This window comes from Cernens ardua (assembly GCF_051251085.1).
Classification (GTDB): Bacteria; Pseudomonadota; Gammaproteobacteria; order Pseudomonadales; family Halomonadaceae; genus Cernens; species Cernens ardua.
The window spans coordinates 133596-158598 of the sequence record NZ_JBPCZH010000002.1 but is presented as its reverse complement, the minus strand read 5'-3'; the positions used below and the strand labels follow the sequence as shown (position 1 = coordinate 158598).

Here is a 25003-nt window from a genome sequence, read left to right as displayed (position 1 = left end):
TTCCCAGGGAAAGAGAATCCATTTCAAGGAAGAATCAACAAGACAAGGCTACCTGATACACACGTAACATGTAGCCACAATTTCCAGCACGGATAACACCACACAGCACATGAATAATGCCGAAAACGGGCGGACTATACGCCGGCATTGCCTTCTTGCCAATCCAAAAAAGCAGAGAATTATTTCCCAACGAAAATATTCTCCATAACGCCGACATCAAATCATCCGGATATCGCCAACATCAGTTACGGAAATTTCAGTCACGGAAATTATTGTATTGCAATGGAAGATCCGGGCCACTTTCTCCTTTTAAAAGAGCAATCGCCGTTTGCAGATCATCACGTTTTTTGCCGGTAACGCGCACCTTGTCACCCTGAATCTGGGCCTGAACCTTAAGCTTGGCATCCTTGAGTAACTTGACTATCTGCTTGGCCTCCACCTGATCCAGACCTTGCTTCAAAAGCACTTCCTGACGCGCTTTCACCCCTGAAAGCTGAGGGGGCTGTTCATCCATGCAACGGGCATCAATACCGCGCTTGATGAGTTTGCCGCGGAGCATTTCCAGCATCTGCTTAAGCTGGAAATCAGCATCTGCTTCCAAAGATACTTTATTATCTCCCTCAAGAGTGAAAGAAGCATCCACTCCCTTGAAGTCGAAGCGTGATTCCACCTCACGGTTGGCCTGATCCACGGCGTTGGTCGCTTCGTGCTTATCGAATTCGGAGACGATATCGAATGAAGGCATGTTATTGCTCCTTGAACTGTTGGCTTTTGTCGTGTCTAAGATGATGTCCTATATTCGATCTATGGCACTAAATGCACCTGCATCACCCAGGATTACGAAGATTATACAAAACTTCCTGACCAGTAATGAATGCTGTTGGGAAAAGACGAGACGATGACATGAATACTTCCCTATCAGAAAACACGCCTTACTCGGATAATAAACAGGACATTACCCCTACTGTCCGGATTATCTATGTACTTTATCTAATTGGTCTTGCGGTAGGCATCTCATCCGTAGTGGGGTGTGCCATGGCCTATATTTACCGAGGCAACTCTGCCCCATATCTGGAAGAACACCTGAGATTCCAGCGCCGAACATTCTGGATCAGCCTGCTCTACGGTATCATCGTGGCAGTCCTTTCAATCATAGTGATAGGTTATGTACTGATTCCTTTCCTGTATCTATGGATAATTGTTCGTTGTATACGTGGATGGAAGGCACTCGACAGGCGTGAATCTCCTTCCAAACTTGCCTCATGGCTTTATTGAAGAAGGAAATGAAGATAGGACTTGACCCGATTCACCGGACACAACACACTAAGCCTATCTTGAGGATATCCTTAAGTGAACGTCATGTTCAGCACCGTTGTGTCTGAATAATTCTTGATACATATCATTTATGTTGAAAGGAATTTTTGTTCGAAATTAATCGTGGCGAAAAGTGCCAGTAGTGAAAACTCTGGCAGTATGGACGTTCTCGAAAGAAAATGTTGATGATTGAAGGGTTGGCGCTAACAAGGTTGCCGTCACCCGAGACAACGTTTTCCATTAAAGCCCGGGTAACCCATGTTACCTGTTTTGCTTGACGGGGTGCCGGTAATACCGGCTGAGATCACACAGAGCAACGCTCAAGTGTGGATCCCGTAGAACCTGATCCGGCTAGTACCGGCGTAGGAATCAAGCGGCGCAACTGTTCTTGTTGTATGCGTCTCCCAATGTGTATGCGGTTTGCTTATACCAGAACCACTGACCGTATACTTCCTCGTCCCCTGCCCTCCGTGATCAGCTCTATCCAGTCAAGCCAATGACTTCAGGAGAGAGAGATGACGACAGTACAAGATCCTAACCAAGTTGCTGCAAGCAAGAAAAAATCACTGACTGGAAATTTTCTGGCCGAAAAAGCCAGTGTGAATCAGGCCGTCATTGATCCATTACCTGCGTCACGCAAGGTATACATTCAAGGGTCACGTACAGATATTCGTGTTCCCATGCGGGAAATCACCCTAACACCAACAACAACCAGTACTGAGATAGAAGAAAACCCTCCCGTACTTGTTTATGACACCTCCGGCCCCTACACCGACCCCGAGGCTCATATCGACATACGCAAAGGGTTACCAGAGTTGCGCCGCCCATGGATAGATGAGCGTGACGATACAGAGCCCCTTTCTCAATTGAGCTCTCATTACGGACGTCGACGTGCAGAAGATCCTTTGCTGGCCCCCCTACGCTTCGACTTGAAAAGAACACCCTATAGAGCCAAACCCGGTTGTAATGTCTCACAAATGCACTATGCACGGCAGGGTATTGTGACGCCTGAAATGGAATATGTCGCCGTACGTGAAAATCAGCGGAGGCACCAGTTACGCTGCCAGTTTGCGGAAGAAGAACTCTCCCATGAACATCGCGGGGAATCGTTTGGCGCGCTGATTTCGGAGGACATTACCCCCGAATTTGTGCGCGAAGAAATTGCCAGAGGGCGTGCCATCATACCGGCGAATATCAATCATCCCGAATTGGAACCGATGATTATTGGCCGTAATTTCCTCGTCAAAATCAACGGTAATTTAGGTAATTCCGCGCTTTCTTCTTCCATTGAAGAAGAAGTGGACAAGATGACGTGGGGGATCCGGTGGGGAGCCGATACCATCATGGACCTCTCAACCGGCAAGAACATTCACGAAACAAGGGAGTGGATCATTCGTAACTCCCCCGTTCCTATTGGAACTGTTCCCATCTATCAAGCGCTCGAAAAAGTGAATGGCGTAGCCGAAGACCTCACGTGGGAACTGTTCCGCGACACCCTTATCGAACAAGCCGAACAGGGCGTGGACTACTTCACCATCCATGCCGGTGTACTGCTGCGTTATGTACCCCTTACTGCCGAGCGTACTACCGGGATTGTCTCGCGCGGAGGGTCGATCATGGCGAAGTGGTGTTTGGCACATCACAAAGAGAGCTTCTTGTACACTCACTTCGACGATATTTGCGAGATCATGAAAGCGTACGATGTCTCGTTCTCTCTTGGCGACGGACTACGCCCTGGCTCCATACGGGATGCCAATGATGCTGCACAATTTGCTGAGTTGGAAACACTGGGAGAACTGACTCGCATCGCCTGGGAGCACGATGTTCAAGTCATGATCGAAGGACCGGGACATGTGCCAATGCAGCTCATCAAGGAAAACATGGACAAACAGCTGGAATGCTGTGACGAAGCGCCGTTCTACACACTTGGTCCATTGGTTACGGATATCGCTCCGGGGTATGACCATATCACCTCGGCGATTGGTGCAGCCCAAATTGGCTGGTACGGATGCGCCATGCTCTGTTATGTCACTCCAAAAGAACACTTGGGTCTGCCTAACAGGGATGATGTTAAAACCGGCATCATTACCTACAAGATAGCCGCTCACGCAGCGGATCTGGCAAAGGGCCACCCCGGTGCACAACGGCGTGATAATGCCCTGTCAAAGGCTCGTTTCGAATTCCGTTGGGAAGATCAATTCAATCTGGGGCTAGACCCTGATACCGCACGTGAATTCCATGATGAAACACTTCCCAAGGAATCTGCCAAGGTAGCTCATTTCTGCTCGATGTGTGGACCGAAGTTTTGCTCCATGAAGATTACTCAGGAAGTCAGGGATAAATACGGGAAAAAACAAAATCCAGCGATCAATCAGGCTGCTACAGATGGCGCCTCTTTTGATAGGGGTGCCATCGATAATTCTACTTTAGATAACGCGGCTGAAGAAAAGGCCAGAGGAATGCGTCAACAGGCTGAACGGTTCAAGGAAGAAGGGAGTGAGCTTTACAAGGAAGTATGAGCCCGACGTAGTGTAGACTACAAAAAGTAAATCAGAGCGCCAGCGCACAATAATTGCACTGGCGCTTTTCAAATAAAAGGAGCCAAGCCCCCTAGCCTTATTATTTTAATAAAAACATTTTTCCGACTAGTATCTTTATCCGAAGTTTTTGTCCAGATAGTGATTGATATCAGCGGATTCATATAGCCACTGCTGATTACCCTCTTGATCAGTAATCAAAAGGCAGGGCACCTGAGGTTTACCTCCCCCTTCAATCAAATCCTGCCTGTTTTTTCTATCCAACTGAATATCACGCATATCAATCGCATTCAGCCCCATTTGCTGAATGTGTTGCCGTACAATTCTGCAAAACGGGCACGACTGAAAGTGATAAAGCGCCAAACGAATGGTGGGGGTTGCAGACATAAAAACTCCTGACAGCACAGCAGAGGGCAATAAAGCTCAATCGCTCCTGCCGCTTACCTACAGTGCATCCAATAGAATAAGAAAAATGGAAATATGACGTCAGTCTAGCGTGCTTATGCCTGTATGCAAGCCAAGTCCTTCTAATCCCTCGATTGAGCAAGGCTATGATTTTCACAACCATACTCAACGTCTGGATAAATCCGCCAAATACTCCCCAGTAGCCATTAATACGAAGGGGACGTACACCTCACACTCAATTCATCCATTACCTCGCTGTACAAAAACAAGTGTACGCAATCAGTGTGGTATACTGGCTTTTTACCCACTCATTACAGTGGTGCCTTTACGAGAGAGGCCGACACGTTGTTCTGTCAGCATCCCATTACGTAAGGGCATATTGGATTTTTCCCAGGATTATCGTATTAGATGTCATTTGATTCTTTAGGACTCGACCCGAAGCTGCTACAAGCCGTTGAAAAAGCGGGCTACACGCAGCCCTCCCCCATACAGGCTCAGGCTATTCCGGCCATTAATGCTCAGCATGACGTCTTGGCAGCCGCACAAACGGGGACAGGCAAAACAGCGGCCTTCACCCTGCCCATTTTGCAAAAGCTAACGCAAGAGCAGCCTGTTTCCGCCCGAAAGGTCAAATCGCTGATACTGACTCCTACCCGGGAACTGGCCGCTCAGGTACATGAAGCGGTGATCGAATATAGTCAGTTCATGAAACCACGGCCTAAAACAGCGGTTGTATTTGGTGGGGTTAAAATCAACCCTCAAATTGAGCGGCTTAGTCAGGGGGCTGATGTGCTGGTCGCTTGCCCCGGACGCCTGCTGGATTTGGTTAACCAGAAAGCTATCTTCCTGGATCAGGTAAACACACTGGTATTGGATGAAGCAGACCGCATGCTGGACATGGGATTCTTGAGGGATATAAAACGCATTTTGGCGTTGTTACCGAAGAAACGTCAAAATCTGCTTTTTTCTGCTACATTTTCCAGCGAAATTCGTGCCCTGACCAATACCATTTTGGTTGATCCGGTTTCCATCGATGTGGCGCCACGCAATACAACAGCCAAGGCGATCGACCAGAGCATCTATAAAACTGAAAAAGGTGCCAAGTCAGCATTGCTGATTCACCTGATCAAACAGCATCAATTGAAGCAGGTTCTGGTATTCACAGTAACCAAGCACATGGCCAACCGTGTCACCCAACGCCTGGAACGTGCTGGCATCTCTGCGGCGGCCATTCATGGTAACAAGAGTCAGAATGCACGTACCTCGGCACTGGCCGGTTTTAAGGATGGCAGTGTGAATGTGCTCGTTGCCACCGATGTCGCCGCCCGCGGTATTGATATTTCCGAATTACCGAATGTCATCAATTTTGAGTTGCCGAAGGCGGCACCGGATTACGTGCATCGAATTGGCCGTACCGGACGTGCAGGGGCCTCAGGGCAAGCCATGTCACTTGTTTCGCCGGAAGAACAGGGGCAGCTCAAGCAGATTGAGCGGCTGATCAATAAAAAATTACCGGTCGCCGTCGCGGAAAACTTCGATCCCGCTGCACAACCAGCTATGGAATCAGCACCGTCACCCTCCCGAGATCATCGTCAACAGGGGGGAGCCTCTCAACATCGGCAGGCACAGGGGCAGGGAAATCGACGCCGCAAGCCACGGCGTAGTAACAGCAGTACTCATAGCGATAATACTCATCACAACCGTGATAACGAACGAAAACACGGTTCTGCGCATCGATCCGGGGCTAGCGGAAGATCAACTGCATCAAAAGATCGCGTTCGGGCATCGAATAACGAGCGTCCTGCTCGTGGAAACACTGGGGGTAAATCGCCTAAAGCCAGTAACCAACGCCATCGCCAACAAGACTAAATATCCCTCTACCAAGGGGGCACTTTCCATAATGACAGGTGCTTTTGCTTGCGCTTGTCATTTGCCACCTCCTCTCCTTTCCCACCTCCTCTCCTTTCCCACCTCTCATATCTTTGGTTATAAAGCCCTGATTCTGAAGCGCCTGTTATTCAGGAAGGTTCATTCATCCGAATATTACGGCAGGTTTATCACGGTGGGTTTGTTTAGGTAGAGTGGCTTCGGATCAAATCAGTGCTAAGCTTAAGTGAAAACGATACACGAGGTGATCCTGCCGTATTTACATGGTAGTGTCTTGCCAGAATCAGGGTGAGCGATCAGGATGTGGACGCTTTGGTTTCATGATGACATGCTTGCCTTTGCGCGCGAGCCAACGCATCCCACGCAAGTATCCTACAAACGCATCCATGACCTCATTGATTTTATGCAGTTGGAGCCCCGTTCATGAGTTTTCCGGTGAATAAGCACCGTATCGACAAAGTGCGCAACACATGGTTATTTCGTTACGGTTGGGCGTTGTATCAGGCATCGAACGAAAACCACACCAGCCTTATTGCCTCCGGCATCGCCTTTTATTGGCTGATGGCTCTTTTCCCTACGATTGCGGCAGTCATCACCGTCGTTGCCATGGTCTCCAACCCCTTTATTGTGTTGGAACAATTTTCCTCGTTCACCCATTTCCTGCCTTCCGAAGTCGCAACGCTCATCACTACACAAGCAGAAGCGACCTCTCATCATGTTACCCGTGGATTGAGTTTGACAGTTGTGGTAAGCCTATGTCTGATACTGTTCAGTGCCTCTCGGGGTGTGCGGGCTTTTGTACAAGGGCTCAATATCATTCACGGATATAAAGAGACACGCAATATCGTACAGCTCACCGCACTCAATGTTGCGATGACCTTTAGCATGATACTGTTAACTGTCATTACGCTCATGCTGGTTGCCGTTTTACCAGCTCTCTTCCATTGGTTCCCAGCGATCGGCGGGTTCAGCATCAGTTCGTTTCTCTACTATGCACGTTGGATCATCTTATTGGTCATGGCATCCGTTGCGATTGCCATGCTTTATCGTTATGGTCCAAACCGCCGTAAACAACACTGGCAGCTTCACTTACCCGGCACATGGGGTGCCACCCTCGTCTGGATGCTGTGCTCGGCAGGGTTCTCTTCCTATGTCAGCCATTTCGGACATTACAATATTACTTATGGCTCACTGGGAACCGTCGTTATATTGTTGATTTGGCTATGGCTATCTACCTATATCGTCCTGCTGGGCGCCAACCTGAATGTCTTGATTACTCGCACGGGCGAATATGATTCGCAACAGGATATAAATAAAAAACCCGACACTCATCAATAGTGTCGGGCTTCAGGGGTAGGCTCGCAGTACACAAGGCGACTGCGGTGCCTTGGTCGTATCCGGTTACAGCGAATCCACGTCAAACTTGATATCCGGATTCACGTCCGCATCATAATCAACATTAGGGTTCTCAAATCCGAAAAGCTTGAGGAATTCATGCTTGTAGCCAGCGTAATCCGTGATCTCGAAAAGATTTTCCGTTGTCACCGTTGGCCATAATGCCTTGCATTCATTCTGCACATCATCGCGCAGCTCCCAATCATCCAAACGGAAACGATTTTCTTCATCGGTTTCACCCTTCTGACCATTTTCCGGATACAGGCGGTCACGGAACAGGCGATTCAGCTGCTCAATCGTCCCCTCATGCAACCCTTTCTCTTTCATGATCTTATAAATCATGGAGATGTAAAGCGGCATAACAGGAATGGCGGCACTGGCTTGTGTCACAACCGATTTAAGAACAGCAACATTGGCGCTACCGCCCTTGGCACCCAGCTTTTTATCCAACCGCTGGGCAGTAGCATCGAGGTCAGCTTTTGCTTTACCCAAAGCGCCGTGCCAATAGATCGGCCATGTAATGTCTGTACCAATGTAGCTAAAGGCAACCGTTTTGGCTTTATCAGACAAAACACCCGCATCATCCAGCGCATTGATCCAGAGTTCCCAATCCTGCCCGCCCATGACAGTAACCGTATCTTCAATTTCCTGTTCAGTAGCAGGTTCTACAGACGCTTCGATAATGGTATCACGATTGGTATCGATAGCCGTGGCAGTATAGGTTTCACCAATAGGCTTCAAAGCAGAACGCTTGACTTCACCGGTATCGGGCAGCTTGCGCACGGGGGAAGCCAGTGAATAGACAACCAGATCTACCTGACCGCCCATTTCATTCCTGATGATATCAATGACGTGGTCACGTGCCTCATTGGAGAAGGCATCACCATTGATGGATTTGCTGAAAAGCCCCTTTTCCTTGGCGAATTCATCAAATGCAGCAGAGTTGTACCAACCTGCTGTACCACTTCTCTTTTCCGTTCCGGGCTTTTCGAAAAATACCCCCAGAGTATCAGCACCGTAGCCGAAGGCCGCTGTGATACGTGCCGCCAACCCATAGCCACTGGACGCACCAATGACCAGTACTTTTTTGGGGCCGTCATGTCTGACGCCATCTTTCTCAGTGACTGCAATCTGCTCTGCAACATTTTCCTTGCAACCAACAGGATGAGTAGTGGTGCAAATAAAGCCACGAACCTTGGGATGGATGATCAACGCAATTACCTCATTTATGTACGATGCGCCTATTCTAACGGGAGTTGCGCCTGATGAAAAATATCCAGTCCAAAAGGCTGTTCCTGCGCTAATGTATTTTGACCTATAGCCTCGCTATACGTACGTCATCGGAGTGCATCGTCAGATACTCATCACGCAACATTCCCATGCAATGGTTGGCCCAATATCTACCTGCATGAAAGCAGGCAGCGCGCTGCGTACCTTCCAAAACAAAACCCAGTTTCTGGTACACATGAATAGCGCGCTCGTTATATTCCCACACATTCAGTTCCACTTTGTTGAGACCAAGCTCCATGAATGCAATGCGCAACATGAGTGCCACTGCCTCCGTACCCATGCCCTTTTCAACATCGTTGGGGCCGAGCAGAATTCCCAGTGTGGCCGAACGTATCACAGGATGGATCCCCCACAGTGTCACGTGTCCAACCAATGAGCTCGTCGTAGTATCTTCAATACAGTAGCCCAAACTACTCGGGGTATCGTTCTTGCTCCAACCACGAAACTGTTCTTCTACGCTCTGCGCACCTGCAACAACCATCTGAGGTGAGAGAAAAATCAACGCTTCCGGTTCATTCCACCACTCCGCCAGAATACCGTAATCACCCTCTTGTGCAGGGCGCACTCTTATACGCTTCCCCTCCATCAGGTTGCTTGCATACTGCGTTAATGGCTGACTCAATGCTGACTCGGAAGTTGTTGCAGTCTTCGACATTTGCATTCCTTGTTTGAATTGTTATGCAATAACTCTATTATCAGTGCCTATAGGACATTTTCAATAGCATGTTCATCAAAGCCATCCTTCATCCAATAAGCGGATCAGAGCAAGGTGACTATCCGGAGTGACGGGGCTCAAGGCAAGAGCTTCCCTTGGCGCTATCCACTGCACTGAATCCACTTCGCTTTCCTGTAGCACCAGTTTTCCTGAATATTTCACCAGGAACACACCACCATGGATACGTAGAGTGTCATCCACATAGGTCTGTTCGAAACAGAACGTTAATGGCACCCCCGTGATCCCCAGCTCTTCAGCCAACTCCCTTTTGGCAGCCACATGCATGGCTTCGCCAGCATCCACGACACCCCCTGCGGATAGATCAAATGCACCGGGGTAAATATCCTTGATAGCGGTGCGCTTCTGCACACAAATACAACCATCACTACGCTGCACGTAGATATAGCTAGCGCGATGCCAAAGTTTCATCCGCCGCATGTAGGCACGTGTTGTCGCGCCACAGGGGCGATTTTGCTCGTCGACAATCTGAATCAACTCTTGGGAAGGAGACATTAAGACACCTTTTGAAAGGAACAGGGTAAGCCAGTGTAGATCTGATGAATAGTGAAAAGAATCACACTAACGACCATGTTGGTTAACAAACAAAGTGAAGGCAATCCCCCTTCCACTCCGCAATAAAGCAACAAAGACACTTTTTTCTACAATTAAATGCTTGCATAACGCACACTTAAAAGTAATTCTGACACCAAGCTTAACGGTAGTATCTTGGCCGTAAAACAATGGATCCTCATACAAAGAGATCTTCTGGTGTCATCGTCTTCCTGAAAGCTTGTTAGTGTTAGACATCACTTTTAGTCAGTACTCTACAAGAGGAGCACAGTATGTCAGGATTGTTTTCATCCAGTCGTCGCAAAGAAGCCAAGGCCTATGCGGATGAACTGAACAAGCAGCTAAAAAACGGTGCTCGTCAGGGCGGTAACCAATTGCAGAACCTGCGCGACACTGCCAGTGATCAGCTCCAGCGTTTTGGAAGCCACTTTGAGGATGGGCGCCGTCAGGCTCAGGAATTCACCAAACGTGGAGCCAAGACCATCCATCATCAGGCACAGGATAACCCCTGGGCCTATGTGGCCGCCGGGACAGTACTGGGTGTCGCCATTGGTTACTTCATTGGTCGTCGCTAAGGCCTGGTACCAAGCATCGAGGGTTTGCACCGTCATGGGCGGTGCAGCCTTCCAGCCAGTGTTATACCTTCAACGTTTGCCTTCAATGTTTACCTACGATCTTTACCTTCAAGCAGGAACATCATTAATGCATTAAGATGCGTGTAGCTGGCCTGTTTGTGCCAAGTTATGTGCGTTATCCAAAAAGTGAAAACTGTTCTCCTTTAGGGGTGAATGCAGTGCAGTCCAGAGTACCTCTTTTAGCTTGATCCAATCCATGGCGTTTTTTAGCCAATTTGAATCGTTGCGCAATCAACTCGGCCATGGCTCCGCGGCCACTCATCCTTTGTGAAAAATCCGAGTCATAAATACGGCCTCCGCGACTTTGTCGAATCAGGCTCATGACATGCTCAGCCCGCAGGGGAAAGTGCTCATTCAGCCAGTTTTCGAACAGTTCACCCAGCTCCAATGGAAGTCGCAATAGTGCATAGTAAGCCCCTTGTGCGCCTACCGCGGCCGCCTCGGACAATATTCCCTCGATTTCATGATCATTGATCATCGGGATAATGGGAGCGACCAGTACATTAACCGGTACACCTGCCTTTCTGAGTGTTTTTATCACACGTAAACGTGCTGCTGGTGAAGCCGTACGCGGTTCCATCACTCGTTTTGTATGAATATCAAGCGTTGTCAGGCTAACCGATACATGGACCAAACGTTGGTCGGCCAGATCCCTCAAAATATCAAGGTCCCTCAGAATCAGGGCCCCCTTGGTAACGATGGTGACTGGGTGCCTGTAATTCAGCATCACGCCCAGCACTTGCCGAGTCAGTTTCAATTCCCTCTCGATGGGTTGATAAGGATCCGTATTGCTCCCCAATGCCAGGGGCTTACATATATAGGAAGGGTGATTGATTTCAGCTTCCAATTGTTCTGCCACATTGGTTTTTGCAATCAGCCGTGTCTCGAAATCAATCCCCGGGGAAAGATCCCAATAAGCGTGAGAAGGTCTCGCAAAACAATAAATACAGCCATGTTCGCAGCCACGATAGGCATTGAGCGACTGTTCAAACGGAATATCCGGTGAGCGGTTTCGGCTGATGACAGTTTTGGCCCTTTCATGTCGAACCTCGGTCAACCGGGGTAGAGGCGCGTCATTTTCCCAGTCATTTTCCTCTACAGCCTCTATTCGTGCGGCATGAAAGCGGTTGGGCACATTCAGGTGTGTCCCGCGCCCTTTTGAGGGCCCTTTAGAATGGCCGTTGTGCGACATATTGGAGGTCCTTGTGTCATTCAAGCGTTTACTCATGAGGTTGAAGACATCCTCCCCGGTTACCTACTATTTTGCTCTCCAGTTCCTGTCACTTTGCTCTCCGGTTCCTGTCACTTTGCTCTCCGGTTCGCGCCACTTCGCTCCCCAGTTTTTCCACTTCACGAGAAGCAGTACGGCTTGCGCCAAAACTGCTCGTTTTGTCATAAAAGACAGTCAAAAGAGCATTACCAACTACTGTATATATATACAAATATACGCAAACACATGAAACGCGTCAATCTGTCACGCTTTCAAACCCCTTTAATCAAGATACGATTAAGAAAGGCAGCGTGCTTGTGCGGTCACATGCATGACAGCATGGGCGCGCGGCCTTTTTTATTTCTTTACGGAATAAAAAAAGCAGCGCCACTCTTCAGTGACACTGCTTTGGATTCACACAACATGCCTCATGCCTGATCGCGTCGCCCAACCTTGAGCAGAACACATTCACACATGAGGCAGAGGCGGAGTCTTAACCTTGACTCAACTCCTGCCTTATAGCGATGAGAACGTAGAGGGGTCTGGCCCCAATCGTTTGTTTTCATTCAACCCTGCAATCGCTTTCAAATCATCGCTATCCAATGAGAAATCGAAGATATCAGCATTTTCCTTGATGCGGTTCGGCGTCACGGATTTAGGGAAGATCACATTTCCCAATTCAATGTGCCAACGCAAAACGACCTGAGCCGCTGATTTACCATGTTTTTGGGCAATTTTCTGCAGAACTTCGTTTTTGAGAAGCTCACCGCCTTGTGCCAACGGACTCCATGCTTCAGTCACGATATCGTGCTTTTTATTGTAAGCACGCAGCGCATCCTGCTGTAGCAACGGATGAACTTCGATCTGGTTGGCAACCGGGGTTTCACCACTTTTGGCAATCAGGTTATCGAGGTCTTCTTCGCGGAAGTTGGAAACACCGATGGAACGAATAGCACCCTGTTCTTTCAAGTGTTGAAAAGCCTTCCAGGTATCTAGATAACGGTCTGCCTGGGGCTGAGGCCAGTGGATCAGATAAAGATTGACGTAATCCAGCCCCAGTTTTTTAAGGCTCAATTCGAATGCTTTCAGGGTAGAATCATACCCCTGGTCTTCATTCCACAATTTAGTGGTGATAAACAGCTGGTCGCGGGCAATACCGGAATCAGCAATGGCACGCCCCACACCTTCTTCATTGCCATATATGGCTGCTGTATCAATATGGCGATAGCCCAGTTCGAAAGCAGTACTGACGACTTTCTCGGTTTCATCTGCAGGTGTTTTCCATACCCCGAGACCAAGCTGAGGAATAGTATGACCATCATTGAATGTAATATTAGGTATGTCGGACATGTTTCTCTCTCTTGATTGATGAATCGAAATGGGGATTTACGCCTGAGCATTTTGTCGCCCAGTTGAACAAACCTGTCGTCCTCAAACGTTATTCGACGCTTTATTCATTAGAGGCCTGTGAGTCAATAAGTTCACCACAGCGACGAATTTAGTCCAACAATCAATATGTTGTAGCCTTATAGCGAACTGATACAAGCCATGGATGGCGCCATAATCTATGTAACAGGCTGGCTTTTCAACAATTAACAAGCGCCCTGAATCTCTTGTTTAATAAAAACGTCTTTAATGGGGGACACTCTTTTATACACGTGTTTACATACGTGAGCGTCACCCATCACGCTGTGGTGTCTTAGCGTTTGCCGAAAAGATGCTTACGTGCTTCGTCGTCCATCGGTTTATTGGCCGAAGGATTGACCTCATCAGCCAATGCATAGGCACGCTTTACGGCATCACGCTCAGCAATCCTTGCAAACCAGCGGCGAATATTGGGGAAATCATCCAGTGACTGCCCTTGCGCGTCATGGGATTTGATCCATGGCCAAATGGCGATATCCGCAATACTGTACTCCTCCCCAGCCACATAGGATGACTTCCCAAGACGCCGATCCAGTACACCGTACAGGCGCGCGGTTTCGTCTACGTAGCGATTGATGGCATAGGGTATTTTCTCAGTCGCATAATTACGGAAGTGGTGATTCTGACCCGCCATCGGGCCCAGGCCCGCCATCTGCCAATAGAGCCATTGCAGCGTGATATAGCGACCTCGTCCGGATTTTGGCAAAAGTCGTCCTGTTTTATCGGCCAGGTATTCCAGAATAGCCCCTGATTCGAAGAGCGCCAGCGGACCCTCCTGTGCATCAGGGCCGGTGACATCATGATCGACGATGGCAGGAATGCGGTTGTTGGGCGCTATTTCAAGAAATTCGGGTGAAAACTGCTCACCTTTACCGATGTTGACGGGTTTTATGTCGTATTCAAGACCCAATTCTTCCAACGCAATGGTAATTTTATGGCCGTTGGGTGTCGTCCAGTAGTAAAGATCTATCATTGAAAACCTCGATAGGATGATTGTCGATCCAACGAAACAGGATGCTAGAAACGTTGCCGACAGGATGAATGTGCCTACAAATGATATGAGTATAGGCCGGACACAATTCAATCGTATTCGTTCGGTCTGCACATTTCAGAAGATCTTCACTCCAAAATGGAAGGGTGTGTCCGGAAGAAGAGCCCATTACTTACATGTTGACACAGTTTAGAGAGGTTGCGAGGTCAGTCCTATGGTATGATAAATACCATATATACCCCTTTAGAGGTTATTTGCAAAGGTCAGTCGAAATGGATGCATGGAGTATCCCATCGGGTACTTACCGGCAATAGTTGCATCCATGATCATTACGGTAAAATGCCGGACGCAAATCCCATATTCTGTACAATCCCTTTCATTGACATTTGCCATTTGGCTAAATATGACTTTTGTCCGAATATGATTCTTGCCCCAAACAGGTTTACCGCGTCTGGCACCTGTGTGTATGTAGATTTGATCGTTGCGGCTATGCCACAAGGCAACCATTTGTCATCACCTCTGAGAAACCATCTACGCATACCCCGCTCTACTTTGTTTACAGGTTCTTTTTCATGTCAAAAGAAGCGCTACATTTAAGTATTCGTAATCTGGAACCCAGCGACTATCCACAGCTTAAACAGCTCATGGACAGTATCTATAACGATATAGGCGGGGCATGGCCCAAAGAAACCATCGATGGGCTAATCAATGATTTTCCTGATGGTCAGTTAGCCATCGAAGATGATGGCCTTCTTGTGGGTATTGCACTAACGGCATTGGTGAAATACGACGTTTTCTCCATTCCTCACAAATATGACGACCTGATCGGCCAACGGGAAATCATCCTGAACGACCTCGAGGGTGACACCATGTATGGGCTGGATGTGCTCATTCATCAGGATTACCGCGGATATCGTTTAGGCCGTCGCTTGTATGAAGCGCGCAAGGATCTTTGTCGTTCAATGAACTATCAGGCGATCCTTGCGGGTGGCCGTATCCCCAATTATCACAACTATGCGGCGGAACTTTCGCCCACCGAGTATATCGACAAGGTCTCTCGCAAGGAGATTCATGACCCGATCCTCTCGTTCCAGCTTTCCAATGATTTTCAGGTGAAGCGCCTACTGCGTAATTACCTGCCGGAAGATGAAGATTCGATGGGATATGCCACGTTACTTGAGTGGAACAATATCCTTTATGAACCGGAAGAGAGCGTCATCGACCGCGATAAGCAGGAAATTCGCGTAGGGGCCATCCAGTGGCAGATGCGTGAATTCGATTCGGTTGAAAAAGTACTCGAGCAGGTAGAATTCTACGTGGACGCCATTTCCGATTATCAGTCGGATTTCGCCGTCCTTCCAGAGCTCTTTAATACGCCGCTCATGGGGCTGACGGATCAAACCAATCAGGCCAAGGCCATTCGCTTCCTTGCGGGCTTTACAGAGCGGTTCAAGGAAGAGATTTCACGCATGGCAGTCTCCTACAACATCAATATTGTTGCAGGATCACTGGTGGAAGAAGGCGAAGATGGTCAACTTTATAACGTGGCATACCTGTGCCAGCGTGACGGGACCATCAACCGCCAGCCAAAACTCCATATCACCCCCCAGGAAGAGGATGAGTGGGTCATTCAAGGGGGGGATACCCTCAATGTTTTTGAAACCGATGCCGGCAGGGTAGGTATTCTGGTGTGTTATGACGTGGAATTCCCTGAGTTACCGCGTATTCTTGCGGAACAGGATATGGATGTCCTGTTTGTGCCTTTCTGGACGGACACCAAAAACAGCTATCTGCGAGTCCGCCATTGTGCGCAGGCCCGCGCGATTGAAAACGAATGTTATGTGGTCGTCTGCGGAAGTGTGGGTAACGTACCGTCCATTGAGAATCTGGATGTACAGTATGCACAGTCATCGGTGTTCTCACCTTCGGATTTCGCCTTCCCGCACGATGCAGTCATGTCTGAAACCACGCCGAACACAGAGATGCTCATGTTCTCTGACCTGGATTTGCGTCGCTTGAAAGTCGTGCGTAACGAAGGAACCGTGACCAACCTGAAGCATCGCCGCAAGGATCTCTTTGATCTCCGGTGGAGGGACTGGTCCCTCAAAGCGGGTGATTGAAAAGTGCACTGATATACCTGTCATTACATTCAGGTAGTGCCGCGCCCCCCTCCATGCAAAAGCCCCTTTATCAAAAGGGGCTTTTCTATATACCTGTTTGCCTGACACTGCCCTTTTCCAAAAATGACTTTTCCATAAGCGACATCAGACACTCTATTTGCGTCGATCCTTGTTTTATTCGCGCATCATTTCAATCCAGCTGCTTTTATTGTCAATACCAAACCAGTAACGTTGGGAAATTAACGCATACGTTCATGATGCCTTGAGACGCTCCATTGTGCAGAGCTTCATTATTTTACCTGGCTAATCCTCAAAGTGATTGTTTTAAGTGAGCTGGCGCACCAGCACGGGTCGTCATAATAAGGGCCTGCCATGTCTACTCCCTCTTTCTCACCTGACGAAGTCTCAACGCCTCGTTGTTCAACCAAACGCCTGATAGTCTCTGCCAGTATCGGCAATGCACTGGAGCTTTTTGATTTCACCGTCTTCAGCTTTTTTGCCTCGATTATTGGCACGGAGTTTTTTCCCTCAATCAGTCGGTATGGGGCATTGCTGATGGCCGTCAGCATTTTCGGTGTCGGATTCATTATGCGCCCCCTGGGGGGCATGATGTTGGGGGCCTATGCAGACCGTGCCGGGCGGAAGCCTGCTTTGCTCCTCACCATTGTATTGATGGGAGTGGGAACAGCCACCATTGCCCTGGCGCCTACCTACGCACAAATAGGTATTGCAGCCCCTGTCATCATATTGATCGGGCGGCTGATACAAGGGTTCTCTGCCGGAGGCGAAATTGGCGCCTCCACTACGCTGTTACTGGAATCAGCCCGACAGCACCAACGCGGTTTTTTCCTCTCATGGCAAGTCGCCAGTCAAGGCATAAGTTCACTGCTTGGAGGCCTGTGTGGCGCATTATTATCAGCCATGCTTTCGGTACAGGCACTTCACGCCTGGGGCTGGCGCATTCCTTTTCTTGTAGGGTTGATCATTATCCCGGTGGGGCTTTATATTCGGCGGCAGATCGATGAAACGCTCCCCACCATACATACCGATAAACAGCGGAAAAATCCTGTCAGCACATTTCTCCGACATTACACGTTGGAGTTCATACTGGGGCTTGGCCTGATCATGGCGGCTACGCTGATGACGTACATCGTCATTTTCTATATGCCCACCTACATGATGCAAGTGACTGATATCCCCGCTACCACCTCATATCTAATCAGCCTTGGGGTAAGTGTGGTGTTGATCATTTCCGGCATCATCTCCGGTATTACGCTCGACAGAATACCTCACTACCGCAGAATCACCATGGCTTCTATCATCGTTGCTCTACTACTGACCTACCCCACTTTTGCGCTTCTATCACACCCTGACACATTAGGGTGGGCCGTATTGTTGCGAATGATCATTGTCGCTGCGTTGGGATTCAACATGACAGCAGGAATGCTGTTGATTGCTACCTCGTTACCCAGAAGCGTCAGGGCAACAGGGCTCTCGATGACCTATGCGACCGGCGTTGCCATCTTTGGTGGCACCGCACAGTTTATAGTCACATGGCTATTGGATGTGACAGCAGCACCTCTTTCCCCTGCCTGGTATCTGATCGGGATGTTGGTCCTCAGCCTGATAGGGTGTTACTACTTCAAGGAAAGGCATATTGAGTAGCCTATGGAAGAGTGGCTCTGAAGCCATGATTCAGAAATAAGGATTAAAGAAAAAAGGTTAATTAAAGATTCAGAGCGCATGCCGTACAAGGATTTGGTAGAATACTCGGCCTTATTGAATCTGCAATCTATCAACACAACGTTCAGTAGCCTGGATACTCTCCCTCCCGACCAACGTTGTTACTCTATAAGTGGGATTTACCATGTCAGAGCCGACTCCCCCGCTGGTTATTAGCGATATCCACAAAAGCTTTGGTGACAACATCGTCCTGGACGGTGTTTCCCTGACCGCACACAAAGGCGATGTCATTACCCTGATCGGCTCATCCGGTTCCGGCAAAAGTACGCTTCTTCGATGCATGAACCTGCTGGAGATTCCCGACGAAGGTGATATCAGTGTACATGGTGAACCCATCCGCTTTAAAAATACACGGCATGGAAGAACCGTTGCGGATCACCGGCAGGTTCAGCGTATACGCTCGCGCCTCTCCATGGTATTTCAGAACTTCAATCTCTGGGCACACATGACGCTGCTTGAAAACGTGATTGAAGCGCCTATCCATGTTTTGGGCCTGCCCCGCAAGGAAGCCATTGAAAAAGCACGCGAACTGCTCGCGCAGGTCGGTTTGGCTGAAAGGGAAAATCATTACCCAAGCCAGCTCTCCGGCGGACAACAACAGCGCGGTGCCATTGCCCGCGCACTGGCCATGGATCCGGAGGTATTGTTGTTTGACGAACCCACTTCTGCACTGGACCCGGAGCTGGTAGGCGATGTGCTCTCTGTCATGCGAAAGCTGGCAGACCAGGGGCGTACGATGGTCGTCGTCACACATGAGATGGGATTTGCTCGGGAAGTTTCCAGCCAGGTGGTTTATCTCCATCAGGGTCGGATCGAGGAAGCAGGCACACCGGAAGAACTTCTGCTTTCCCCGAAAACAGATCGTTTGCGTCAGTTTTTGACGCCCAAACGTTAACGGCTTACTGCGGAGATATACATGCTACCTTCCTGGCTTGATTTTGAAGGCTATGGGCCGCGATTGCTTTCAGGGGCCGAACTCACCATTGAACTCGCATTATTGGCGATGATCATTGCCCTGCTTCTAGGGTTGCTGACGGCTAGTGCCAAGTTAAGCTCAGTTGCACCTTTACGCTGGCTGGCGACCCTTTACACCACATTGATTAGAGGTGTGCCTGACCTCGTTCTTATGATGCTGCTTTTCTACGGTGGTCAAGTCCTTCTTAATGACTTTACCAATGTACTCGCCAACATCACGAATGGCAGTATCAATATCTATATCAACTTCAATGCCTTTCTTGCTGGTGTTGTTACCATCGGATTTATCGTCGGCGCTTATATGGGCGAAAGTTTTCGTGGTGCCTTCCAGGCCGTTGACAAAGGGCAACTTGAGGCAGCACTCGCTTTCGGAATGTCACCTTTCAAGGCATTCATGCGCATCCGTTTTCCACTCATGATGCGACACGCACTCCCCGCCATCAGTAATAACTGGATGGTACTTTTGAAGATGACCGCGCTGGTGTCGCTGATCGGGCTGAGCGATATGGTATTTGTCGGCAATGAAGCCACCCGTGCCACGCACCACCCCTTTTATTTCTTTATTCCGGTAGCACTCGGTTATCTGATTATTGCGATCATTTCCGAACTTGGTTTTTCGTGGGCAAGAAAACGCTTCAATGCGGGCGTACTGGAGGAGCGTGACTAATGGATGCTCTGCTGACCCATATCGCCCATTATCTGAACGGAAATGAAATCTTCACTGTCAGTACACTAAACATGTACTGGCATGGCTTCGTCACTACCGTGCAGCTGACGTTTCTGGCTCTTGTCACCGGTATTGTGATTGCAGTACCGCTCTCTATACTACGGGGTTCCCGGTGCCGTTGGATCAAATGGCCTGTATTTGGTTATACCTATCTATTCCGGGCTACCCCCCTACTCATCCAGCTTTACATCGCCTATTACGGATTTACGTTTGTACCGGGCGTAAAAAACAGCATTTTCAGTTTCTTCTACTACAATCCTTTTTATTCGTGCTGGTTAGCGTTTGCACTGAATACCGCCGCCTACACAACCGAAATCTTCCATGGTGCTATCAAGGCTACCCCACGAGGAGAAGTCGAAGCAGCACGCGCCTTCGGGATGTCACGGCTAACGCAACTGCGCAGGATCATATTACCCAGCGCATTTCGTCGCGCACTTCCAGCCTATGGCAATGAAGTCATCTTCATGCTGCATGCTACCGTGGTCGCCATGGCCGTCACCGTGACAGACCTGACCGGAGCAGCCTATTATGTTTATGCACGTTTTTATGCACCTTTTCCAGCGTTTCTGTTTGTAGCAGCGCTCTATATGATACTAAGCTTCAGTATTCAGGCCGCCTTCAGGCAATTGGAAAAGCGTATGCTGATACACCTTCGTCCGGCGCAATAAAAAGCCTTCGGGTCACACTATTCAAGTAACACGACTTGTATCAAGGGAATAAACGATGAAAATTTCACTGAGTGCCGCCCCTCTCAAGGGAATCGCCATTACTGTTGCGGCTGCCTCTCTGCTGGCAGGCTGTAGTCAGAATAATGATAGTGCCATTCCCAAGCAGGTTCGTTTTATACTGAATGCCCCCTATGTTCCCTTCGAATATCAGGATGCCAACGGTAATCTGAAAGGCTTCGATGTGGATCTTGGCAAAGCATTATGTTCTCAAGCCAAACTCTCCTGTTCCTGGTCGTCTCAATCATGGGATAGCCTGATCCCGAGCCTGCTTTCCCGTAAAGCAGATGCCATCATGTCTGCAATGACGGTAACCCCGCAACGTCAGCATCAGCTCCTGTTCTCCAATCCGTACATTGTGGAACCATCCGCCTGGTTCGTCCCTGCCAATGCACAGGTTGGCAATATTTCTCCACAGGACATTAAAGGCCAACATATCGGCGTACAGCGTGGTACTTTGCAGGATGACTATGTGACTGACCTGTACGGAAGCGATAACACCATCAATCGCTACGGTAGCGTTGATGATATGACTATTGATCTACAGGCCGGACGCATCGATATGGCCTTCGTTGATTACCCCATCGGCCAGCAAACCTTTATCCATGCAACACATGGTGCCTTCAAGCAGGTAGGCGATATGATCAGCACGCCGAAAAAATACTTTGGTGATGGATTTGCCATTGCTTTCCGCCCGGGGGACCACGCGCTGGCTGACAAATTCAATCAGGCGCTAAGCGAATTGAAGCAGAACGGCAAATATCAGCAATTGGTCAACGAGTATTTCAAGACGAATGCGGACAACACTGACAGTACTGACATCCAGTAATATTGTGAAGATTGTATATTCACAGTAAAAATATCAATCTAAAGCGACAAACGAAAAAGGCACCTCTTGAGGTGCCTTTTGTGCTTTTGCCATGTGTTATCGTTTCAATGTACGCTAAAAGGAATTGCTTACGATGCCCCGGCAGCTTCATGCTTTAACGCATTGTGGTAGAAATCCATCATCCAACGTGCAAAGGTGGGGTTATCAATTTTCCCATTAAGTGACTCTTCCCAAAGGGGGCCACGTTCCGGACACGAGGATTCCTTATGCGCCTCCAACAAGTCACGCCCCAATAAGGTAGAAAACTCAGGATGCCCCTGTACGCCCAGGAAGGAATCGCCATACTGCACCATGAAATAAGGGCAGAATTCGCTGGCAGCCAGTACTTCCCCCGTAGCAGGCAAAGTCAGCACCTGGTCCTGATGACTCACCACCAAACGCAGGAAACCTTGCTGCGGCTCCATCCATGACTGGGGTTGGACCACTGAGTTCGTTGCAACACCCAACCCCCAGCCTCGATGACACTTTTCTACTGTTCCGCCCAATACCTGTGCTAGAAGCTGATGTCCGAAGCAAATACCGATAACTGGACGGCGCTCATTCCAAAGCTGGCGTACAAATTCACTTACAGCTGAAATCCAATCGCTATTGTCGTACACACTCGCTTTACTACCCGATATTAACCAGGCATCTGCCGAAAGCGTAGATGCAGGTATTTCACCCTCATGAATACGCCAGGTCGCCACCTCTATATCGTCTTCAGCACACTTCAACAAATCTGAATACAACTCTGGATAATTGCCGTAACGAGACCTGAGTGCGGGAGCCAAATCATCGCACTGTAATAACCCTATTTTCATACTGAATACCCATACCAGTGAAAATGCTGCAGCACGGTATGAACCGTGACAGCGCGACCATGAACAACTATGACACTCAATTCAACAAAACCGATATGCTAACACTATACTCACAAGACAACATTACGTAACGTCTTTGTTGAAACTGGTGTAAGCTACCCCGATATATTCGCCATGCCAAGTGCCGAGCTGTTGGGCACGACGTGTTGCGTAGACATAAAACAAAAGGTTTCTGCATGATACTCATCGTCTACGGTCACCCTTACCCCTCTCGTTCGATCGTCAATAATAGATTGTTGGCAGGCATCAGTGATATCGACGATATCGAGGTGCGCCCCCTGTACAATCTTTATCCGGATTTCGATATTGATGTTGATGCCGAACAACACGCGCTGGAAAAGGCGGATCTTGTCATCCTTCAATATCCCATGCGCTGGTATAGCTGCCCTTCTCTTGTCAGAGAGTGGACAGATCAGGTCTTTACTGAAGGCTGGGCCTACGGCGAAGGGGGGACAGCATTGCAGGGTAAAACGCTGATGTGGGCGGTGACCACGGGTGGAAAATCAGACCATTTTGATACCGGTACCACTCCGGGTATAGACGCACTTTACCAGCCCTTTCAGGCGACAGCTCTTTATTGCGGCATGCATTGGCATGCGCCTTACACCCAATTGGGCACCTTCGGTATTTCTGATGCCGAAATAGACGAGGCTGTTGCCCGATACCGTAAATGTATTATCGACTGGAAAGAGAACAACCAATGAGCGAACACGCATTGCTTCAAGCGCTTGTCTATCTCGGCGCAGCCTCACTGATTGTCCCCATTGCCATTCGATTGGGATTGGGCTCAGTACTCGGCTATCTGATTGCCGGCTGCCTGATAGGTCCATGGGGTCTGCGTATTGTGACAAATGCTCAAACCATCATGAATATGGCAGAAGTAGGCGTATTCCTGATGCTTTTCACCATCGGTTTGGAACTGGACCCTCGTAAACTTTGGGCACTGAGAAAAGCAGTATTCGGAGGGGGTATTTTCCAGCTGGTGCTTTGTGGTATTCCCCTGATGGGTCTTTGCTGTCTATTTGGCCTGAACTGGAAGATCGCTCTACTCATCGGTTTGACATTGGCACTCTCCTCCACCGCAATCAGTATGCAGGCCATGTCAGAACGCAATTTGACCAGCACTCCCATGGGGCAGCGTATCTTCGCAATTCTTTTATTGCAGGATATCGCTGCCATTCCTCTGGTAGCCATGATCCCTTTGCTCGCCAGCAGCGGAGGATCAACCAGTTTTACAGAAGTCCTGATTTCGGCTGCTGAAGTCATCGGTGCATTGGCACTCGTTATCTTCATCGGACGCTATTTATCCCGCCCCTTGCTGCGCTTTGTGGCCCGTTCGAATCTGAGGGAAATCTTTAGCGCGGTAGCCCTGTTTCTTGTGTTCGGCTTTGGTTTATTGCTGGAACAGGTAGGGCTCTCCATGTCGATGGGCGCCTTTCTGGCGGGCGTATTATTGGCAAGTTCCGAATACCGTCATGCATTGGAAAGCGATATCGAGCCGTTCAAAGGGCTCCTTCTGGGCCTTTTCTTCATTGGCGTAGGGATGTCGATCGACCTCGGCGCACTGATGGCTGATCCCATTCGAGTTCTCCTTCTCACCCTCGGCTTCACCGTCATTAAAATGATCATGTTATGGATATTGGGTATGCCATTAGGTATTACCCGTAACCACCGCAAATGGTTTGCTGTTCTATTAGGGCAAGGTAGTGAATTTGCTTTTGTAGTCTTTAGCAATGCCAGTGCAGCGCATGTCATTGATGGAAGCTGGACGAAATCCCTCACCCTGGCCGTCGCGCTTTCCATGGTCATTACTCCGTTGATGCTGGTCGTACTGGGGCGATTGGACAAACGCAGTTCAACGCAACCCAGGCAGCCCGATACGGTGGATACCGATCAACCTACTGTCATAGTGGCCGGCTTTGGCCGCTATGGTCAGATTGCCGGGCGTTTATTACATGCAGCCGGGGAACAGCTCGTTATTCTGGATCATGACCCTGACCATATTGATACGGTCAGGCGCTTCGGTATCAAGGTCTTTTACGGCGACGCTACCCGTGTGGATCTGCTGGAATCGGCAGGAGCCGCAAAGGCTAGTGTGCTAATCAACGCCATTGATGATGCGACAACCAACTATGCACTGGCTGAACTGGCCAAAGCGAACTTCCCTCATCTTCACATTGTGTCACGCGCACGTGATGTAGATCATTACATTCAACTGCGTAAACTGGGTATTCAGGATGTTGAAAGGGAAACATTCGAAAGTGCATTGAAAACTGGCCGCCAGGCCTTGGAAGCCTTGGGTACCCCACCCTATGAAGCCAAGGAGCGTGCAGACAAGTACCGCCGTTATAATCTTTCAATGATGGATGAACTGGAGCAGCTGGAGGCAGACGATACAAAAGGCCGTGTAGCTGCATTCAAACGGACATCTGAACGCTTGACCGATATGATGGGCAGGGATATGGAGTACCGCAAGAATACCGAGCATCACAAGTGGCAAAAACCACCTGTGGAGGACGTCACTGTAGCGGATAACGCCTATGTGGATGGGGAATTACCGAGAAAGTAGAAACGGAAGAAATGAAAGTGA

At 49.0% G+C, this 25003-nt stretch carries 22 protein-coding genes and 1 riboswitch; of the genes, 13 read left to right on the top strand and 9 right to left on the bottom strand.

Going from position 1 to position 25003, the window contains the following annotated elements; all coding sequences use genetic code 11:
* Positions 1–256: 256 nt before the first annotated feature.
* Positions 257–745, bottom strand: coding sequence for a YajQ family cyclic di-GMP-binding protein (locus LMG33818_RS05220; RefSeq protein WP_442322312.1), 489 nt, complete (start codon positions 743–745; stop codon positions 257–259).
* A gap of 158 nt (positions 746–903) precedes the next feature.
* Here LMG33818_RS05220 and LMG33818_RS05215 point away from each other — a divergent pair, with 158 nt between their 5' ends.
* A complete protein-coding gene (locus LMG33818_RS05215; RefSeq protein ID WP_442322311.1) occupies positions 904–1275 on the top strand; it encodes a DUF4870 family protein in 372 nt (123 codons plus the stop codon).
* Positions 1276–1582: 307 nt separating this feature from the next.
* Positions 1583–1700, top strand: a riboswitch (TPP riboswitch).
* Positions 1701–1829: 129 nt separating this feature from the next.
* Positions 1830–3833, top strand: a complete 2004-nt coding sequence (gene thiC / locus LMG33818_RS05210; RefSeq protein WP_442322310.1) for a phosphomethylpyrimidine synthase ThiC — start codon at positions 1830–1832, stop codon at positions 3831–3833.
* 135 nt (positions 3834–3968) lie between these two features.
* Here the strand turns inward: thiC and LMG33818_RS05205 are convergent, their stop codons facing one another.
* Positions 3969–4238 carry a glutaredoxin family protein gene (locus LMG33818_RS05205; RefSeq protein ID WP_442322309.1) on the bottom strand — a complete coding sequence of 90 codons (270 nt, stop codon included), beginning with the start codon at positions 4236–4238 and terminating at the stop codon, positions 3969–3971.
* A 426-nt stretch (positions 4239–4664) separates the two neighbouring features.
* Here LMG33818_RS05205 and LMG33818_RS05200 point away from each other — a divergent pair, with 426 nt between their 5' ends.
* Positions 4665–6125, top strand: a complete 1461-nt coding sequence (locus LMG33818_RS05200; protein ID WP_442322308.1) for a DEAD/DEAH box helicase — start codon at positions 4665–4667, stop codon at positions 6123–6125.
* Between the two features lie 441 nt (positions 6126–6566).
* On the top strand, positions 6567–7481 hold the full coding sequence (locus LMG33818_RS05195) for a YihY/virulence factor BrkB family protein (RefSeq protein WP_442322307.1): 915 nt from the start codon (positions 6567–6569) through the stop codon (positions 7479–7481).
* 63 nt (positions 7482–7544) lie between these two features.
* Here the strand turns inward: LMG33818_RS05195 and fabV are convergent, their stop codons facing one another.
* The 3 genes from fabV to LMG33818_RS05180 form a co-directional block, all read right to left on the bottom strand.
* Positions 7545–8750: an enoyl-ACP reductase FabV gene (gene fabV / locus LMG33818_RS05190; RefSeq protein WP_442322306.1), complete on the bottom strand. Its 1206-nt coding sequence runs from the start codon at positions 8748–8750 to the stop codon at positions 7545–7547.
* A 103-nt stretch (positions 8751–8853) separates the two neighbouring features.
* On the bottom strand, positions 8854–9483 hold the full coding sequence (locus LMG33818_RS05185; RefSeq protein ID WP_442322305.1) for a GNAT family N-acetyltransferase: 630 nt from the start codon (positions 9481–9483) through the stop codon (positions 8854–8856).
* Between the two features lie 75 nt (positions 9484–9558).
* Positions 9559–10056: an NUDIX hydrolase gene (locus LMG33818_RS05180; RefSeq protein ID WP_442322304.1), complete on the bottom strand. Its 498-nt coding sequence runs from the start codon at positions 10054–10056 to the stop codon at positions 9559–9561.
* A 329-nt stretch (positions 10057–10385) separates the two neighbouring features.
* Here LMG33818_RS05180 and LMG33818_RS05175 point away from each other — a divergent pair, with 329 nt between their 5' ends.
* The gene (locus tag LMG33818_RS05175; protein WP_442322303.1) at positions 10386–10688 is read left to right on the top strand and encodes an ElaB/YgaM/YqjD family protein; all 303 of its coding nucleotides are present in this window, start codon (positions 10386–10388) and stop codon (positions 10686–10688) included.
* Positions 10689–10863: 175 nt separating this feature from the next.
* Here LMG33818_RS05175 and LMG33818_RS05170 read toward each other — a convergent pair whose 3' ends face one another.
* The 3 genes from LMG33818_RS05170 to LMG33818_RS05160 form a co-directional block, all read right to left on the bottom strand.
* The gene (locus tag LMG33818_RS05170; RefSeq protein ID WP_442322302.1) at positions 10864–11940 is read right to left on the bottom strand and encodes a PA0069 family radical SAM protein; all 1077 of its coding nucleotides are present in this window, start codon (positions 11938–11940) and stop codon (positions 10864–10866) included.
* 534 nt (positions 11941–12474) lie between these two features.
* On the bottom strand, positions 12475–13308 hold the full coding sequence (locus LMG33818_RS05165; protein ID WP_442322301.1) for an aldo/keto reductase: 834 nt from the start codon (positions 13306–13308) through the stop codon (positions 12475–12477).
* Positions 13309–13657: 349 nt separating this feature from the next.
* Positions 13658–14356, bottom strand: coding sequence for a glutathione binding-like protein (locus LMG33818_RS05160; protein ID WP_442322300.1), 699 nt, complete (start codon positions 14354–14356; stop codon positions 13658–13660).
* A 590-nt stretch (positions 14357–14946) separates the two neighbouring features.
* Here LMG33818_RS05160 and LMG33818_RS05155 point away from each other — a divergent pair.
* From LMG33818_RS05155 to LMG33818_RS05130, 6 genes are all read left to right on the top strand, one after another.
* Positions 14947–16494, top strand: a complete 1548-nt coding sequence (locus LMG33818_RS05155) for a GNAT family N-acetyltransferase (RefSeq protein ID WP_442322299.1) — start codon at positions 14947–14949, stop codon at positions 16492–16494.
* Positions 16495–16866: 372 nt separating this feature from the next.
* Positions 16867–18159: an MFS transporter gene (locus LMG33818_RS05150; protein WP_442322298.1), complete on the top strand. Its 1293-nt coding sequence runs from the start codon at positions 16867–16869 to the stop codon at positions 18157–18159.
* 202 nt (positions 18160–18361) lie between these two features.
* Entirely contained in the window at positions 18362–19132 is a 771-nt protein-coding gene (locus LMG33818_RS05145) for an ABC transporter ATP-binding protein (protein WP_442322297.1), read from the top strand.
* 21 nt (positions 19133–19153) lie between these two features.
* Positions 19154–19879: an ABC transporter permease gene (locus LMG33818_RS05140; RefSeq protein WP_442322296.1), complete on the top strand. Its 726-nt coding sequence runs from the start codon at positions 19154–19156 to the stop codon at positions 19877–19879.
* The gene (locus LMG33818_RS05135; protein ID WP_442322295.1) at positions 19879–20607 is read left to right on the top strand and encodes an ABC transporter permease; all 729 of its coding nucleotides are present in this window, start codon (positions 19879–19881) and stop codon (positions 20605–20607) included. The genes LMG33818_RS05140 and LMG33818_RS05135 overlap by 1 nt, the downstream gene beginning before the upstream one ends.
* A 55-nt stretch (positions 20608–20662) precedes the next feature.
* Complete coding sequence (locus LMG33818_RS05130; protein ID WP_442322294.1) at positions 20663–21493, top strand: transporter substrate-binding domain-containing protein; 831 nt, start codon at positions 20663–20665, stop codon at positions 21491–21493.
* A gap of 128 nt (positions 21494–21621) precedes the next feature.
* Here the strand turns inward: LMG33818_RS05130 and LMG33818_RS05125 are convergent, their stop codons facing one another.
* Complete coding sequence (locus LMG33818_RS05125; RefSeq protein ID WP_442322293.1) at positions 21622–22353, bottom strand: type 1 glutamine amidotransferase; 732 nt, start codon at positions 22351–22353, stop codon at positions 21622–21624.
* Positions 22354–22589: 236 nt separating this feature from the next.
* Here LMG33818_RS05125 and kefF point away from each other — a divergent pair, with 236 nt between their 5' ends.
* Entirely contained in the window at positions 22590–23117 is a 528-nt protein-coding gene (gene kefF / locus LMG33818_RS05120; protein WP_442322292.1) for a glutathione-regulated potassium-efflux system oxidoreductase KefF, read from the top strand.
* Positions 23114–24982 carry a glutathione-regulated potassium-efflux system protein KefC gene (kefC, locus tag LMG33818_RS05115; RefSeq protein WP_442322291.1) on the top strand — a complete coding sequence of 623 codons (1869 nt, stop codon included), beginning with the start codon at positions 23114–23116 and terminating at the stop codon, positions 24980–24982. The genes kefF and kefC overlap by 4 nt, the downstream gene beginning before the upstream one ends.
* Positions 24983–25003 lie beyond the last annotated feature (21 nt).

Bases quoted from the DNA above. Each gene is read 5' to 3' on its own strand.
- LMG33818_RS05220 (WP_442322312.1), bottom strand. From the start codon at position 745: ATGCCTTCATTCGATATCGTCTCCGAATTCGATAAGCACGAAGCGACC.
- LMG33818_RS05215 (WP_442322311.1), top strand. From the start codon at position 904: ATGAATACTTCCCTATCAGAAAACACGCCTTACTCGGATAATAAACAG.
- thiC (WP_442322310.1), top strand. From the start codon at position 1,830: ATGACGACAGTACAAGATCCTAACCAAGTTGCTGCAAGCAAGAAAAAA.
- LMG33818_RS05205 (WP_442322309.1), bottom strand. From the start codon at position 4,238: ATGTCTGCAACCCCCACCATTCGTTTGGCGCTTTATCACTTTCAGTCG.
- LMG33818_RS05200 (WP_442322308.1), top strand. From the start codon at position 4,665: ATGTCATTTGATTCTTTAGGACTCGACCCGAAGCTGCTACAAGCCGTT.
- LMG33818_RS05195 (WP_442322307.1), top strand. From the start codon at position 6,567: ATGAGTTTTCCGGTGAATAAGCACCGTATCGACAAAGTGCGCAACACA.
- LMG33818_RS05185 (WP_442322305.1), bottom strand. From the start codon at position 9,483: ATGTCGAAGACTGCAACAACTTCCGAGTCAGCATTGAGTCAGCCATTA.
- LMG33818_RS05180 (WP_442322304.1), bottom strand. From the start codon at position 10,056: ATGTCTCCTTCCCAAGAGTTGATTCAGATTGTCGACGAGCAAAATCGC.
- LMG33818_RS05175 (WP_442322303.1), top strand. From the start codon at position 10,386: ATGTCAGGATTGTTTTCATCCAGTCGTCGCAAAGAAGCCAAGGCCTAT.
- LMG33818_RS05170 (WP_442322302.1), bottom strand. From the start codon at position 11,940: ATGTCGCACAACGGCCATTCTAAAGGGCCCTCAAAAGGGCGCGGGACA.
- LMG33818_RS05165 (WP_442322301.1), bottom strand. From the start codon at position 13,308: ATGTCCGACATACCTAATATTACATTCAATGATGGTCATACTATTCCT.
- LMG33818_RS05160 (WP_442322300.1), bottom strand. From the start codon at position 14,356: ATGATAGATCTTTACTACTGGACGACACCCAACGGCCATAAAATTACC.
- LMG33818_RS05155 (WP_442322299.1), top strand. From the start codon at position 14,947: ATGTCAAAAGAAGCGCTACATTTAAGTATTCGTAATCTGGAACCCAGC.
- LMG33818_RS05150 (WP_442322298.1), top strand. From the start codon at position 16,867: ATGTCTACTCCCTCTTTCTCACCTGACGAAGTCTCAACGCCTCGTTGT.
- LMG33818_RS05145 (WP_442322297.1), top strand. From the start codon at position 18,362: ATGTCAGAGCCGACTCCCCCGCTGGTTATTAGCGATATCCACAAAAGC.
- LMG33818_RS05140 (WP_442322296.1), top strand. From the start codon at position 19,154: ATGCTACCTTCCTGGCTTGATTTTGAAGGCTATGGGCCGCGATTGCTT.
- LMG33818_RS05135 (WP_442322295.1), top strand. From the start codon at position 19,879: ATGGATGCTCTGCTGACCCATATCGCCCATTATCTGAACGGAAATGAA.
- LMG33818_RS05130 (WP_442322294.1), top strand. From the start codon at position 20,663: ATGAAAATTTCACTGAGTGCCGCCCCTCTCAAGGGAATCGCCATTACT.
- LMG33818_RS05125 (WP_442322293.1), bottom strand. From the start codon at position 22,353: ATGAAAATAGGGTTATTACAGTGCGATGATTTGGCTCCCGCACTCAGG.
- kefF (WP_442322292.1), top strand. From the start codon at position 22,590: ATGATACTCATCGTCTACGGTCACCCTTACCCCTCTCGTTCGATCGTC.
- kefC (WP_442322291.1), top strand. From the start codon at position 23,114: ATGAGCGAACACGCATTGCTTCAAGCGCTTGTCTATCTCGGCGCAGCC.